Genomic DNA, 14,427 nt, shown 5'->3' with positions numbered 1-14,427 from the left:
ACGGAGCTACGGGAGCAGGTCGGCCCGTACGGAGACGAGGAAACCGTCCCAGGCCGGCCCGGTGAAGAGCACGGCCGGGCCGTCCGCCCGCTTGGAGTCGCGGACGGCCAGCAGGCCGCCGGTGAGCACGGCCGTTTCCACGCAGTTGTTCATTCCGGTGCTGCGGCTACTGCGCCGCCACCTCGCGCTGTTCAGAAGTCCGCTGGTGGATAAGGGGGTTGCGGACACGGGGGTGCCTCCTTACGCGTCGTCAGCGAGGGCGCTGATGAGATCCGACGAATCGCGGGGCGGGAGGGCGTGCGCCTGAATGCTGCGGAACGCGGCGCTGTACGCCTCAAGGTCTTCCTTCCGCTCCAGATAGAGGCTACTCGTCAAATGGTCGAGTACCACCACATCCAGATCGGCGATGTTCGGAAATGAGAAAATAACGAACGGTCCGGTCAGGCCGAGATGCCCCCCCACGCTGAACGGCAGTACCTGCAGCCGCACTTGGGGCAGTCGCGACACCTCCACCAGGTACCGCAGCTGCTCGGCCATCACCCCCGGTCCGCCGATCTTCCGCCGCAGCACCGCCTCGTCCAGCACCGCGCTCAGCTCCAGCGGCGGATCGGCCCGCAGGACGGACTGGCGCGCCAGCCGTACGTCGACCAGCGCGTCGACCTTCGGCTCCGGAAGCCCGCCCAGCGCGGCCCGGGTCACCGCCCGCGCGTACTCCGGGGTCTGCAACAGGCCCGGCACCACCGAGAGTTCGACCGTACGGGCCGCGCGCGCTCCGGCCTCCAGGCTGATGAAGTCCCGGTACTCCTGCGGCAGCAGCCCCCGGTAGTCGTGCCACCACTGGCGCCCCCGCCCGGTGTCGGCGCCTGGGGCGGGGCCCGCCGCCGAGGCGGACAGGGCCTCCAGCAGCGCGCGCTCCTGCGGGCTCACGACCTCCCCGTAGGCATCGAGCAGCAGCCGGATGTCCTCCAGCTTGACGCCGCTGCGCCCTGTCTCGATGCGGCTGATCTTCGACTGGTGCCAACCCACGAGCCGGGCCGCCTCACCACTGGTGAGTCCGGACCGGTCGCGCAAGGCGCGCAGTTCCTCGCCGAGCTTGCGCCGGCGCACCGCAGGACCGTGCTGCACACCTGCCTCCTTTCACCGGCACAGGTCGCACCAGTCTGCCGTCCAAATACGCTCTTCCGTAGCAGAGTTCACCGCATCGAGCGACAGATATATGCATATGTTGGGGGATCGGCAGAAACGGCGGGACGATGGGTGGCACTCTGGCGTCCAGCACAGATCCGGGGCGATTGCGCTCCGGTGGGAAAGGGACCGTCGCCATGGCAGATCACCAGGAAGCATCCGTCACTCTGCCGAGCGATCCGGCTTCGGTCAGGGCCGCCCGCCGTTACGTCGCCGAGGTGCTGGACGGGTGGGGACTGCCCGAGGGGACCGACACGGCCGACAGCGTGCGGCTGATCGTCTCGGAGCTCGCCACCAACGCCGTGCAGCACACCTTCGGCCAGTCGCCCACCTTCACCGTGGACATCCGCCTCGACCGCGAGGAATGGCTCCGCGTAGGGGTCACCGACAGCCACCCGCGCTGGCCCAAGCGGCTCCCGGCCGCCGTCCAGCAGGACAACGGCCGGGGCATGGTCATCATCCGCTGGCTCACCGCGGAAGCGGGCGGCCGGCTCTCCGTCAGCCCGACGGAGGACGGCGGCAAGACCGTGTGGATCGCCCTGCCCTGGGCGGTCGGCGCCCCGGCGAGGACCACCCAGGGCTGCTGAGCCGCGGCCCGCGGAGCGGCCGACTGCCGGATCAGGCGCCGGCGCGCTCCGAGACGCTGCGCTCTATGCACAGTTCGTTGCCTTCCGGATCAGCGAGCACCACCCAGCCGGTGCCGTCCTCCCGGCGGCGGTCGTCCAGCAGCTTCGCGCCGAGCCCGATGAGGCGCTCGACGTTCTCGTCGCGGGTCCCGGTCGTCGGCATGATGTCCAGGTGGACCCGGTTCTTCCCGGACTTCTCCTCCGGGACCCGGATGAAGAGCAGTCCGGGCACGCCCGGCTGACCCGGCACCAGCAGGATCTCGGGGTCTTCCGCGAGGTCGTCCGGGTGGATCGGGAATCCCGTGACGGCGGACCAGAACTGCGCCAGCCGGTAGGGCTCCTGCGCGTCGATGGTGATGTGGTGGATGGGGTTCGCGAACATCGTGCTCCTCGTGGGTGTCGACCGCGTCGACGGCCGTGGCGGTCCTGTATACGGGAATCGGGGCCGAAGGCTCCCCGAATTGAACCGGGTACCTCCCCGAAACGTGGGTTAACTCGGCGGAAAAATGCGGTCCCTAGCGTGTCGGGCACGTCCTCCGGTCAATGAGCGCCCATGGATCGGCAAAGGGCTGGTCCGTGCTGTGGAAAGCCTTTCCCCGCGTTGGGGCAAGAGACGCTTGATACGGATACGCGCAGGTCAACAAAGTGTTGAAGCCGTCTAGGGTCGGCTCGGCGCGATGCTGATCATGTCCCGGAAGCTTGGTGATTGCTGTGCAATTGACCCCCCACGAGCAAGAGCGACTGCTCATCCACGTCGCTGCGGACGTGGCCGAAAAACGTCGGACGCGCGGTGTTCTCCTCAACCACCCCGAGGCGATCGCCCTGATCACCTCGCACATCCTCGAAGGCGCCCGCGACGGGCGGACCGTGGCCGAACTCATGGCCTCCGGCCGCACCGTGCTCTCCCGCGCCCAGGTCATGGAGGGGATACCCGAGATGATCCACGACGTCCAGGTCGAGGCGACCTTCCCGGACGGCACCAAGCTCGTCACGGTCCACGACCCGATCGTCTGAGAGGGAGTACCCCCATGATCCCCGGCGAAATCGCCTACGGGGACGGTCCGGTGCGCCTCAACGAAGGCCGGCCCGTCACCCGCATCACCGTGCTCAACGCCGCCGACCGGCCCGTCCAGGTCGGCTCGCACTACCACTTCGCCGAGGCCAACCCCGGCCTCGACTTCGACCGTGCCGCCGCCCGCGGACAGCGGCTCGACATCGCCGCCGGCACCGCGGTCCGCTTCGAGCCGGGCATCCCGGTCGCCGTGGACCTCGTACCGCTGGGCGGGCTGCGCACCGTACCGGGACTGCGCGGCGAGACCGGAGGGCCCCTCGATGTCTGAGATATCGCGCCAGAACTACGCCGACCTCTTCGGTCCCACCACCGGCGACCGCATCCGCCTCGCCGACACCGACCTCTTCGTCGAGATCGAGCAGGACCTCGCCGGCGGCCCCGGCCGGGCCGGCGACGAGGCCGTGTTCGGCGGCGGCAAGGTCATCCGCGAGTCCATGGGCCAGGCCCGCACCACCCGCGCCGAGGGCGCCCCCGACACCGTTGTCACCGGCGTGGTGATCATCGACCACTGGGGCATCGTCAAAGCCGACGTCGGCATCCGCGACGGCCGGATCTGCGGCATCGGCAAGGCCGGCAACCCGGACACCATGGACGGGGTCGATCCCGCACTCGTTATCGGGCCCGAGACCGAGATCATCGCCGGCAACGGGAAGATCCTCACCGCCGGAGCCGTCGACACCCACGTGCACTTCATCTCCCCGACCGTGATCGAAGAGGCCCTGGTCTCCGGCATCACCACCCTCGTCGGCGGCGGCACCGGACCCGCCGAGGGCAGCAAGGCCACCACCGTCACCCCCGGACCCTGGCACCTGGCCCGCATGTTCGCCGCGCTGGAGTCCTACCCCGTCAACATCGGCCTGCTCGGCAAGGGCAACACGATGTCCCGCGAGGCCATGTACTCCCAACTGCGCGGCGGAGCACTCGGCTTCAAGCTCCACGAGGACTGGGGATCCACCCCCGCCGTCATCGACGCCTGCCTCACCGTCTGCGAGGAGACCGGCGCCCAGGCCGCGATCCACACCGACACCCTCAACGAGGCCGGATTCGTCGCCGACACCCTCGCCGCCATCGGCGGACGGACCATCCACTCGTACCACACCGAGGGTGCGGGCGGCGGGCACGCACCCGACATCATCACCGTGGTGTCCGAGCCGAACATCCTGCCCAGCTCCACCAACCCGACCCGGCCGCACACCGTCAACACCGTCGAGGAACACCTCGACATGCTGATGGTCTGTCACCACCTCAACCCCGCCGTCCCCGAGGACCTCGCCTTCGCCGAGTCCCGGATCCGGCCCTCCACGATCGCCGCCGAGGACGTCCTGCACGACCTGGGGGCCATCTCGATCATCTCCTCCGACGCCCAGGCCATGGGCCGTGTCGGCGAGGTGATCATGCGCACCTGGCAGACCGCCCACGTGATGAAGAAGCGGCGCGGATTCCTGCCCGGCGACGGACCCGCCGACAACCACCGGGCCCGCCGCTACGTCGCCAAGTACACGATCAACCCCGCCGTGGCCCAGGGACTGGCCCGGGAGATCGGCTCCGTGGAGACCGGCAAGCTCGCCGACCTGGTGCTGTGGAACGCGGCCTTCTTCGGGGTCAAGCCCGAACTGGTCATCAAGGGCGGCCAGATCGCCTACGCCCAGCTGGGCGACGCCAACGCCTCCATCCCCACCCCGCAGCCGATGCTGCCCCGCCCGATGTTCGGGTCCTACGGGCGCGCCCCCGGCCTCAACTCGGTCAACTTCACCGCCCAGGCCGCCCTCGACGACCAACTGCCCGAACGGCTCGGACTCGGCAAGGAGTTCGTCGCCATCGAGAGCACCCGCAAGGTGACCAAGGCGGACATGCGCAACAACGACGCCATGCCCAGGGTCGAGGTCGACGCCGACACCTTCACCGTCACCATCGACGGCGAGGTGGTGGAACCGGCCCCGGCGGCCGAACTGCCCATGGCACAGAGATACTTCCTCTTCTGATGAGCCTCGCAGCCCTCCTCGTCCTCGCCGACGGACGCTTCCCCGCCGGAGGCCACGCCCACTCCGGCGGGGCCGAGGCCGCCTGCAAGGCGGGCCGGATCCACGACGCCGCCACCCTGGAGGAGTTCTGCCGGGGCCGGCTGCACACCGCCGGACTGGTGGCGGCCGCCCTCGCCGCGGCCGCCGCCGACGGACTCGACCCCGCCGCCCTCGACGAGGCCGCCGACGCCCGCACCCCGGTGCCCGCCCTGCGCACCGCCGCGCGCAGGCTCGGCCGGCAGCTGATGCGGGCCGCCCGGGCCACCTGGCCCGGGGCGGAACTCGACGCACTGGCCGCCGCGTTCCCGCGCGGGGCGCACCAGCCCGTGGTGCTCGGCGTCACGGCCCGCTCTGCGGGGCTCGGGGCGCTGGACGCCGCGCACGTGGCGGCGTACGAGAGCGTCAGCGGTCCCGCGACCGCCACCGTTCGGCTGCTCGGGCTGGACCCCTTCGAGGCGAGCGGGGTCCTGGCCCGGCTCGCCCCCGAGCTCGACTCCGTCTCCCGGCAGGCGCAACGGGCCGCCGTGCGCGCCCGCATGGAGGGACCGCGGACCCTGCCCGCGGCCTCCTCGCCCCTGCTGGACCTCGCGGCGCAGGCCCATGCCGACTGGCCGGTACGCCTCTTCGCCTCCTGAGGCCCGGAAAGCGGCCTCACGCGCCCTCACGCGCCCTCACCAAGGAGAACCCCCCCATGCACCTCGACCACGGCGTGACCTTCCCGCACCGCCACACCCACAGCGCCGACGCGGACCGCCCCGACGGCACCCGCCGCGCCCTGCGCATCGGCCTCGGCGGCCCGGTCGGCTCCGGCAAGACCGCCACCGTCGCCGCCCTCTGCCGGGTCCTGCGCGCGGAACTGTCCATGGCCGTCGTCACCAACGACATCTACACCCGTGAGGACGCCGAGTTCCTGCTCCGCGAGGCCGTGCTGCCGCCCGAGCGGATCAGCGCCGTCGAGACCGGCGCCTGCCCGCACACCGCCATCCGCGACGACATCTCCGCCAACCTGGAGGCCGTGGAAGAGCTGGAGGAGAGCGTCGGCCCCCTCGACCTGATCCTCGTCGAGTCCGGCGGCGACAACCTCACCGCCACCTTCTCCCGGGGCCTGGTCGACGCCCAGATCTTCGTCATCGACGTGGCCGGCGGAGACGACATCCCGCGCAAGGGCGGCCCCGGCGTCACCACCGCCGACCTGCTCGTCGTCAACAAGACCGACCTCGCCCCCTACGTGGGCTCCGACCTGGGCCGGATGGCCCGCGACGCCGCCGAGCAGCGCGGCGAACTCCCCGTCGCCTTCCAGTCCTTGCGCGGCGAGGAAGGCGTGGCCCCGGTGGCCGCCTGGGTCCGCGAGCGGATCGCCGCCTGGGCCGCCAAGTGAGCCCTGTGGTGGCCGGCGCGGCCCCCGCCGGAACCCCGGCCCCGGCCCACGCCCCGGCCCCGCTCCCGGCCCTCCCCCCGGCCGGGCTGCGCGCCACCGCCCGGATCGGCGCCGTGGCCGACGGCCGCGGCGGCACCGCCCTGCCCCTGCTGGCCGGTGAGGGGCCGCTCGCCCTGCGCCGGACCCGGGGCGAGGGGGCCGAGGCCGGGGTCATGCTGGTCGGCGCGATGAGCGCCCCCCTGGGAGGCGACCACCTCACGGTCGAGGCCGACGCCGGCCCCGGTGCCCGGCTGCTGCTGCGCTCGGCGGCGGCCACCCTGGCGCTGCCCGGCCGGCACGGGGAGCCCGCCCGCTACGACGTCCGGCTCGACCTGGCCGCGGACTCGGCGGTGCGCTGGCTGCCGGAGCCGCTGGTCTCCGTGCGCGGCAGTGACCTGCGGGTCCGCACCCGCGTCGAACTCGCCCCCACCGCCCGGCTCCTGCTGCGCGAGGAGCAGGTGCTGGGCCGCACCGGGGAGGCACCGGGCCTGCTGCGCAGCCGGCTCACCGTCAACCGGGGCGGCCGGCCGCTGCTGGACCAGGAGCTGGCCTGCGGCCCGGGAGCACCGGACGGCTGGGACGGCCCGGCGGGACTCTCGGGGCACCGGGCGATCGGCCAGCTCCTGGTGGTGGACCCGGAGTTCGAGACGGCTCCGCCGCGGGCCGCAATGCTCGGACCGTTCGCGGCGGCCACCCCGCTTGCGGGCCCCGCGGTCCTGGTCACGGCCCTGGCGCCGGACGCGCTGCAACTGCGCGAACTGCTCGACGAGGCTTGGCGCACCTACGGTTGGTGAAGCCCCGGATGAACGGGGTCCGAACCCGGGACGAACCAGACACCGCTCAGCGGTACACGCATTTCCGGATATCGGGTTGGCAAAGAACACGGCCGTGCTCTGTCGCACGGTCCATGTGAGGCGAAAGTATCCCCCTGCACGCCGACACCGACCCACCCGCCCGAACCACGCCGCCCATGGCGGCAGATGACGCAGGGGGAACAACCACGTGATACGCAACGCGGCGCTGGGGAGCGCCGCCACACTGATCACCGGCACGCTCGCGGCGAGCCTGCTGCTCGCCCCGTCCGCCTCGGCCGCCCAGGCCTTCCCGTCCGGACGTGACAACGGAGCTGCCGAGGCGATCGGTACGCAGATCGCCGCCGCGCGCGCTGCGCGCGCCGGGATCGACTGGAAGGACTGTCCTGCCGACTGGGGCTTCGCGGCCCCGATCCAGTGCGGCTATGTGAAGGTCCCGCTGGACTACAGCAAGCCGTTCGGCAAGACGATCGACCTCGCGGTCGACCGCGCCGTCAGCACCGGCACCAAGGAAGAGCGCCAGGGCGCGCTCGTCTACAACCCCGGTGGTCCCGGTGGTTCCGGAATGCGCTTCCCGCGCCGCACCACCACCAACAGCCCGCTGTGGATCAACACCGCCAAGGCGTACGACTTCGTGGGCTTCGACCCGCGCGGCGTCGGTCACTCGGCGCCGATCTCCTGCATCGACCCGCAGGAGTTCGTCAAGGCCCCCAAGGCCGACCCGGTCCCGGACAGCGAGGCCGACAAGCGCGCCCAGCGCAAGCTGGCGGCCGAGTACGCGGACGGGTGCAAGGAGCGCAGCGGCGAGATGCTGCCGTTCATGACCACGCCGAACATCGCGCGTGACCTGGACGTCATCCGTGCCGCCCTCGGCGAGAAGAAGCTGAACTTCCTCGGCGTCTCCTACGGCACCTACATCGGCGGGGTCTACGCGACCCTGTTCCCGACCCACGTGCGCCGCATGATCGTCGACAGCGTGGTCAACCCCGACCAGGACAACATCTGGTACGAGGCCAACCTCGGCCAGGACGTCGCCTTCCAGATGCGCTGGAACGACTGGGAGGACTGGGTCGCCAAGAACGACGCCTCCTTCCACCTCGGTGACACCCGCGCCAAGGTCGAGGCCAAGTGGCTCGAGCTGCGCGCCAAGGCCAAGGCCAACCCGCTCGGCGGCGTGGTCGGTCCGGCGGAGCTCCTGGGCTTCTTCCAGAGCGCCCCGTACTACGACTCCTCCTGGGTGCCCGTCGCCCAGACCTGGAGCAAGTACGTCGCCGGTGACGAGCAGGCCCTGATCGACGCCATCGCCCCGGACATGAGCGACATCCAGGGCAACATCGCGTCGGAGAACGGCAACGCCGTCTACACCGCCGTCGAGTGCGCCGACGCCAAGTGGCCGACCAGCTGGGCCAAGTGGGACCGGGACAACAGCAAGCTCCACGCCAAGTACCCGTTCCTGACCTGGTCCAACGCGTGGATGAACCTGCCCTGCGCGACCTGGAAGTCCAAGCAGAGCAGCCCGATCGAGGTCGGCGCCAAGCACGGTCTGGCCCCGGTCCTGATCGTCCAGTCCGAGCGGGACGCGGCCACGCCGTACGACGGCGGAGTCTCGCTCCACAACCGGCTCGCCGGTTCCCGTCTGATCACCGAGCAGAACGCCGGCTCGCACGGTGTCACCGGTCTGGTGAACCCCTGCATCAACAGCCGCGTGGACGCCTACCTGCTCACCGGCAAGGTCGACGCCCAGGACGTGAAGTGCGGCCCGCACGCCACTCCGGTGGCACCCGCCCCGGCCGCGGCGAAGTCCCTCGCCAAGACCGCGACCGCGGACGTCCAGGCGCTCGACGAGCTCCCGTCCATCCGCTAGCGGACACCAGGTAGCCGAATCGGCTCCCTGTGCGCGGGAGAAGGCTCAGCGCGTCTTGCGCCGGGCCTTCTTCCGCGCTTCCTCTTCCTCGGCCTTGACCTCGGCGGCGTACCGGTCCACGTACTCCTGGCCGGACAGCTCGAGGATCTCGTAGATGATCTCGTCGGTGACGGCCCGCAGCACGGCCCGCTCACCTTCCATCCCCTCGTACCGGGAGAAGTCCAGCGGCCGGCCGAAGCGGATCGTGACCCGCCGGATGCTCGGGATCTTCTGCCCGGGAGGCTGGATCTCGAAGGTGCCGACCATCGCGCACGGCACGACGGGCACCTTGGCGCCCAGCGCCATGGCCGCGACTCCCACCTTTCCCTTGTAGAGCCGCCCGTCGTGCGAGCGGGTTCCCTCCGGATAGATGCCGAGCAGCTCGCCCTTGGAGAGCACTCCGAGCCCCTCGCGCAGCGCGGCCTGCCCGGCGTCCTTGCCGGAGCGGTCCACCGGGATCTGCCCGGCGCTGCGGAAGAATGCCGCGGTGAGCCGGCCCTTGACGCCGGGGCCGGTGAAGTACTCGGCCTTCGCGAGGAAGGTGATGCGCCGCTTGAGGATCGCGGGCATCAGGAAGTGGTCGGAGAAGGAGAGGTGGTTGCCCGCGATGATCGCGGCCCCGTCCTCGGGGATGTTCTCCAGTCCTTCGATCCGGGGCCGGAACAGCAGCCGCAGCAGCGGCCCGAGGATCACGTGCTTGAGCAAGTGGTAGAACACCAGGCCGCTCCCGTCGACATCCCGTTGTCACGGACATCTTACGGACGGTCAGCCGCGGGACGCAGGGGGCGGTGGGGTCGGACCCGCGGGCGGGCAGGGCTTCCCGTTCGGGGCAGGGGGGATTCCGGGAGGGCGCGGGGGGCGTCGCGCACTCACACGCTGCGGGAGGCGGCCATTCCCGCGGTCAGTAGCCCCAGCACCACCCAGCCGAACCACAGCCAGCCGTTGCTGCCGAGGGCCACCGAGTACGTGGCGATTACCACCAGGGAGGCGAAGGTCATCACGGCCATCGCCTTCACGGATCCGGTCATGCCCCATGGTGGGGCCTGAGGGCGGTCCTCCGCTACTGGCCACGCGCCTGAAGCGAGGCGAGATATGAGTTGTACGCCGCCAGCTCCTGATCACCGTTGCGGTCCTCGGACCGGTCGGAGCGCTTCGCGGCCCGCTGCTCCGAGTGGTACCACTGGTAGACCAGCGCGATCAGCACCAGCACCGAGGGGATCTCGCTGAAGGCCCAGGCGATGCCGCCGCCCCACTGCTGGTCCAGGAGCGGGTCGATGCCCAGCGAGGCCGGCGGGTTCGCGTACGTCTTGACCATGGGCTGGCTCGCCATCATCAGCGCGATGCCGAAGAAGGCGTGGAAGGGCATTCCGGCGAACAGCTCCAGCATGCGCATCACGTAGCCGGGGCGGTGCGGGCCCGGGTCCACGCCCATGATCGGCCAGAAGAAGAAGAGGCCGACGGCGAGGAAGTGCACCATCATCGCGATGTGGCCGGTCTTGGACTCCATCAGGAAGTCGAAGATCGGGGTGAAGTACAGCCCGTAGAGGCTCGCGATGAACAGCGGGATGGTGAACACCGGATGGGTGACCACCTTCATGTAGCGGCTGTGCAGGAGCATGAGCAGCAGCTCGCGAGGCCCCTTGTGGCCGCGGGCGGCCGGCGGGAGCGCGCGCAGGGCCAGCGTCATCGGGGCGCCGAGCAGCAGCAGGATCGGGCTGAGCATGCTGATCACCATGTGCTGGACCATGTGCACGCTAAACATGACCATGCCGTAGTCGTTCAGCTTGGTGCACATCATCAGCATCACCGTCAGCACGCCGATGGTGAAGGCGATCGTCCGGCCGACCGGCCAGGAGTCCCCGCGCCGCAGCAGCCGCACCACGCCCCACCCGTACAGGGCCAGGCCCAGGAGCGAGCCGATCAGGAAGAAGGCGTCGAAGGAGAACTCCAGCCCGCGCCCGAGGGTGAAGGGCGGCAGGTCCATGTCCATATCCATGTCCATGCCGGCGTGCGCGAGGTAACTCAATCTCTTCACTCCCTTGACCTGTGATGCCCCACCACAGTAATGCCGCCCCCGGACGGAAAATCCGCCGGGGGCGCCCTTTATGGGAGTGATACGCAAAAGAGGGGAAAGATCACAGAACGGTCTGGGCCTCCGCGTACCGCTCGGCCGGGACCGTCTTGAGGGTCTGGACCGCGTCGTCGAGCGGGACCATCACGATGTCCGTGCCGCGCAGTGCCGTCAGCATTCCGAACTCGCCCCGGTGCGCCGCCTCCACCGCGTGCCAGCCGAAGCGGGTGGCCAGGACCCGGTCGTACGCGGTGGGCGTGCCGCCGCGCTGGACGTGGCCCAGGATGACCGGGCGGGCCTCCTTGCCGAGGCGGTCCTCCAGCTCCACGGCGAGCCGGTTGCCTATGCCGGCGAACCGCTCGTGCCCGTACATGTCGGTGCCGCCCGCCTCCAGCGCCATCGAGCTGCCCTCGGCGGGCTTGGCGCCCTCGGCGACCACGACGATCGCGAACCGCTTGCCCTGCGAGAAGCGCTCGCCGACGATCGCGGTCAGTTCCTCGATGTCGAAGGGCCGCTCCGGCACGACGATCGCGTGCGCGCCGGCCGCCATGCCCGAGTGCAGGGCGATCCAGCCGGTGTGGCGGCCCATGACCTCCACGACCATCACGCGCTGGTGGGACTCGGCGGTGGTCTTCAGGCGGTCCAGCGCCTCGGTGGCCACCCCGACGGCGGTGTCGAAGCCGAAGGTGACGTCGGTGGAGGCGATGTCGTTGTCGATGGTCTTGGGGACGCCGACGATCGGGAGACCGCCCTGGGAGAGCAGGTTCGCGGCCTTGAGGGTGCCCTCGCCGCCGATCGGGATGATCGCGTCGAGGCCGAGGTCCGCGACGTGGCCGCGGGCCCGCTCCACGCCGTCGCGCAGATGGGCGGGCTGGACCCGGGAGGAGCCCAGAATCGTTCCGCCCCGGGCCAGGATGCCGCTGACGGCGTCGAGGTCGAGCTTGAGGTAGTCGCACTCCAGCAGACCGCGCCAGCCGTCGCGGAAGCCGATGACCTCGTCCCCGTGGTCGACGACGGCGCGGTGTACGACGGAGCGGATGACGGCATTGAGCCCGGGGCAGTCGCCTCCGGAAGTGAGCACACCAATGCGCATGGCAGGAAGGACCTTTGCAACGTGGGCCGACGACCGGACCACGTCGTCCGGTTGGAACTACCCTGCACCCTACAAGTGGAACGCCGGTGGACTGAACCATCCTCCACATGCTGGTCGGACAAGTAGTACGAACGCACGTCGGCCCGGACTCCACCAGGGGAATCCGGGCCGAACGAGGGGTGCCGCCAGGGGGCCGTGCGGACTACGCGGGCTGCGCGGCCGCCGCGATCCGCTCCGCGCGCAGGGCGTCGTACCAGCGGTCGTCGATGGGCGGCAGCGCGTTCACATCGAGGGCCAGCTTCAGCAGCAGGTCCGCGATCTGCGGGTTGCGGGCCATCACGGGACCGTGCATGTAGGTGCCGAACACCGTGTCGTTGTACGCGCCCTCGGTGCCGTCACCGGTCCCGTTGCCCCGGCCCATCGACACCCGGGCGAACGGCCTCGCCGTCGGGCCCAGGTGCGTGACGCCCTGGTGGTTCTCGAAGCCCGTCAGCTGCGGCAGGCCGAGCCGCGGGTCGATGTCCGCCAGGACGTCGCCGACGCACCGCTCGCCCTCGCCGCGCACGGTCACCACGTCGAGCAGGCCGAGGCCCTGCTGGCGCTCGCCGACGTCGTTGACGAACTCCTGGCCCAGGATCTGGTAGCCGGCGCAGACGGAGAAGACGATTGCCCCGTTCGAGACGGCACGCTCCAGACCGCCGTCGCGCACCAGCCGCTCCGCGGCGAGGCGCTGCGGCCGGTCCTCGCCGCCGCCGATCAGGTAGATGTCGCCCGAGGTGGGGATGGGCTGGTCGCTGCGCACGTCCACGCGCTGCACGTCCAGGCCGCGCCGGCGGGCCCGGCGCTCCACGACGAGGGCGTTGCCCTGGTCTCCGTACGTGCTGAGCAGGTCGGGGTAGACCCACACCAGACGCAGGCTGTTGTCGCTCATGCTCTTGTCCTTATGGGTACTAGTTGCCGACGCGGCGGCGCACGTCCTGGAAGGCGGTGTAGTTGGCGATCAGCTCGATCTGTCCGGGCGGCGCCAGCTGCACGGCCTCGTCGAGGGTCTCGCACACCCGGAAGTCCAGGCCCGCGACTTCGAGGCGGACCGCGAGGTCCAGCTTGCGGTCGCCGATCACGAAGATCGGGTGCCCGGCCAGGCGCGGGTAGTCCACGTCCCACAGCCACGAGGTGTCGGTGCCGTCCGCGCCGCGGGCGTTCACGGACAGGATCACCGGGGTCGGCGGCGGGTCGATCAGGGAGAAGGTCTCCAGCCAGCCGGCCGGGTTCTTCGCGAGCAGCAGCCGCAGCTCGCGTCCCTGGAAGCTCACCACGTCGTAGCGGCCGGCCACGGCCTGCACCTGGTACATCCGCTCCAGCGCCACCTGCGGCGGGACGCCGAAGACGGCGGCCACGGCGGCCGAGGTGGCCGCGTTGGCCTTGTTGGCGCGGCCCGGCAGCTGGAGGTTGATCGGCCAGGCGCTGCCGTGCGGGTCGAGCACGTGGTCGCCGGAGAGCACCCAGCTCGGGGTGGGACGCCGGAAGCCGCACTCGCCGCAGTACCAGTCGTCGCCCGGACGCTGCATGACGCCACCGCAGGAGGGGCACGACCAGGCGTCGTCCTTCCACTCCTGGCCGGCGGCCACCCACACCACGTTCGCCGAGGACGAGGCCGCCCACACGATCAGCGGGTCGTCCGCGTTCGCGATGACGACCGCCTTGGAGCCGGAGAGGCCCTCGCGCCACTTCTCCGCGAGCATGCGGGTCTCGGCGGCGCGGTCCAGCTGGTCGCGGGAGAGGTTGAGCAGGGCGATCACCTTGGGGGTGACGTCCCGGGCCACCCCGGCCAGGTACTTCTCGTCCACCTCGATGACGCCGTAACGGGCGTCCGAGCCGCCCGCCAGGGCGGAGGTGATGCCCGCGGGCATGTTCGCGCCCAGCGCGTTGGAGACGACCGGCCCGCTGGCCCGCAGGGCCTCCGCGATCAGCCGGGTCGTCGTGGTCTTGCCGTTCGTCGCCGAGACGAGGACGACGTCGAGATGCTGCGCCAGCGCGCCCAGGAGATCGGGGTCGAGCTTGAGCGCGACCTTGCCTCCGATCACCGATCCGCTTCCGCGTCCCGCGGCCCGCGACACCGCCGCCGCGGCCTTGCCCGCCGTCACGGCCAGCTTGGCCCGCGGCGAAAGCGGCTCTGTGTTGCCTGCCATCGTCCCTTGTCCTCCTTGCGTCGGTCGCCCCCAGCCTA

The 14,427-nt window shown here is 70.9% G+C and carries 17 protein-coding genes; 8 read left to right on the top strand and 9 right to left on the bottom strand.

The features are described from left to right. Positions 1 to 6 precede the first annotated feature (6 nt). Together OG490_RS05680 and OG490_RS05675 are read right to left on the bottom strand one after the other, a co-directional pair. The gene (locus OG490_RS05680) at positions 7 to 228 is read right to left on the bottom strand and encodes a DUF397 domain-containing protein (RefSeq protein ID WP_330295181.1); all 222 of its coding nucleotides are present in this window, start codon (positions 226 to 228) and stop codon (positions 7 to 9) included. A 12-nt stretch (positions 229 to 240) separates the two neighbouring features. After that, positions 241 to 1,125 (bottom strand): helix-turn-helix domain-containing protein, encoded by an 885-nt coding sequence (locus OG490_RS05675; RefSeq protein WP_330295180.1) that lies wholly within the window; start codon positions 1,123 to 1,125, stop codon positions 241 to 243. Positions 1,126 to 1,322: 197 nt separating this feature from the next. On the opposite strand from OG490_RS05675, the gene OG490_RS05670 reads away from it, so the two are divergent. Next, positions 1,323 to 1,772 (top strand): ATP-binding protein, encoded by a 450-nt coding sequence (locus OG490_RS05670; protein ID WP_330295179.1) that lies wholly within the window; start codon positions 1,323 to 1,325, stop codon positions 1,770 to 1,772. A gap of 31 nt (positions 1,773 to 1,803) precedes the next feature. Here OG490_RS05670 and OG490_RS05665 read toward each other — a convergent pair whose 3' ends face one another. Continuing rightward, positions 1,804 to 2,193, bottom strand: a complete 390-nt coding sequence (locus OG490_RS05665; protein WP_330295178.1) for a VOC family protein — start codon at positions 2,191 to 2,193, stop codon at positions 1,804 to 1,806. Positions 2,194 to 2,522: 329 nt separating this feature from the next. Between OG490_RS05665 and OG490_RS05660 the strand changes: the two genes are divergently transcribed. The 7 genes from OG490_RS05660 (at position 2,523) to OG490_RS05630 (ending at position 8,997) form a co-directional block, all read left to right on the top strand. Then, on the top strand, positions 2,523 to 2,825 hold the full coding sequence (locus tag OG490_RS05660; RefSeq protein ID WP_330295177.1) for an urease subunit gamma: 303 nt from the start codon (positions 2,523 to 2,525) through the stop codon (positions 2,823 to 2,825). A 14-nt stretch (positions 2,826 to 2,839) separates the two neighbouring features. After that, on the top strand, positions 2,840 to 3,151 hold the full coding sequence (locus tag OG490_RS05655) for an urease subunit beta (RefSeq protein WP_330295176.1): 312 nt from the start codon (positions 2,840 to 2,842) through the stop codon (positions 3,149 to 3,151). Continuing rightward, entirely contained in the window at positions 3,144 to 4,865 is a 1,722-nt protein-coding gene (locus tag OG490_RS05650) for an urease subunit alpha (RefSeq protein ID WP_330295175.1), read from the top strand. The genes OG490_RS05655 and OG490_RS05650 overlap by 8 nt, the downstream gene beginning before the upstream one ends. Continuing rightward, positions 4,865 to 5,539, top strand: a complete 675-nt coding sequence (locus OG490_RS05645; protein WP_330295174.1) for an urease accessory protein UreF — start codon at positions 4,865 to 4,867, stop codon at positions 5,537 to 5,539. Before OG490_RS05650 ends, OG490_RS05645 begins: the two co-directional genes overlap by 1 nt. Positions 5,540 to 5,595: 56 nt before the next feature. Next, positions 5,596 to 6,282: an urease accessory protein UreG gene (ureG, locus tag OG490_RS05640; protein ID WP_330295173.1), complete on the top strand. Its 687-nt coding sequence runs from the start codon at positions 5,596 to 5,598 to the stop codon at positions 6,280 to 6,282. An 86-nt stretch (positions 6,283 to 6,368) separates the two neighbouring features. Next, positions 6,369 to 7,115 (top strand): urease accessory protein UreD, encoded by a 747-nt coding sequence (locus tag OG490_RS05635; protein ID WP_330300794.1) that lies wholly within the window; start codon positions 6,369 to 6,371, stop codon positions 7,113 to 7,115. A gap of 208 nt (positions 7,116 to 7,323) precedes the next feature. Continuing rightward, a complete protein-coding gene (locus OG490_RS05630; protein WP_330295172.1) occupies positions 7,324 to 8,997 on the top strand; it encodes an alpha/beta hydrolase in 1,674 nt (557 codons plus the stop codon). A gap of 45 nt (positions 8,998 to 9,042) precedes the next feature. Here the strand turns inward: OG490_RS05630 and OG490_RS05625 are convergent, their stop codons facing one another. The 6 genes from OG490_RS05625 to OG490_RS05600 all read right to left on the bottom strand — a co-directional run bounded on the left by OG490_RS05625 (position 9,043) and on the right by OG490_RS05600 (position 14,389). Then, entirely contained in the window at positions 9,043 to 9,753 is a 711-nt protein-coding gene (locus OG490_RS05625) for a lysophospholipid acyltransferase family protein (RefSeq protein WP_330295171.1), read from the bottom strand. A 152-nt stretch (positions 9,754 to 9,905) separates the two neighbouring features. Then, on the bottom strand, positions 9,906 to 10,064 hold the full coding sequence (locus OG490_RS05620; protein ID WP_330295170.1) for a hypothetical protein: 159 nt from the start codon (positions 10,062 to 10,064) through the stop codon (positions 9,906 to 9,908). A 32-nt stretch (positions 10,065 to 10,096) separates the two neighbouring features. After that, positions 10,097 to 11,026 (bottom strand): cytochrome c oxidase assembly protein, encoded by a 930-nt coding sequence (locus OG490_RS05615; protein ID WP_330300793.1) that lies wholly within the window; start codon positions 11,024 to 11,026, stop codon positions 10,097 to 10,099. A 145-nt stretch (positions 11,027 to 11,171) separates the two neighbouring features. Then, the gene (locus tag OG490_RS05610; RefSeq protein ID WP_330295169.1) at positions 11,172 to 12,200 is read right to left on the bottom strand and encodes a 6-phosphofructokinase; all 1,029 of its coding nucleotides are present in this window, start codon (positions 12,198 to 12,200) and stop codon (positions 11,172 to 11,174) included. A gap of 202 nt (positions 12,201 to 12,402) precedes the next feature. Then, positions 12,403 to 13,131: a type 1 glutamine amidotransferase gene (locus OG490_RS05605; RefSeq protein ID WP_330295168.1), complete on the bottom strand. Its 729-nt coding sequence runs from the start codon at positions 13,129 to 13,131 to the stop codon at positions 12,403 to 12,405. Between the two features lie 19 nt (positions 13,132 to 13,150). Continuing rightward, positions 13,151 to 14,389, bottom strand: coding sequence for a MurT ligase domain-containing protein (locus OG490_RS05600; protein ID WP_330295167.1), 1,239 nt, complete (start codon positions 14,387 to 14,389; stop codon positions 13,151 to 13,153). Between the last annotated feature and the right edge of the window lie 38 nt (positions 14,390 to 14,427).

It is taken from the genome of Streptomyces sp. NBC_00503 (genome assembly GCF_036346895.1).
Taxonomy (GTDB): Bacteria; Actinomycetota; Actinomycetes; order Streptomycetales; family Streptomycetaceae; genus Streptomyces.
This window is presented reverse-complemented; position numbering and strand designations above follow the sequence as displayed.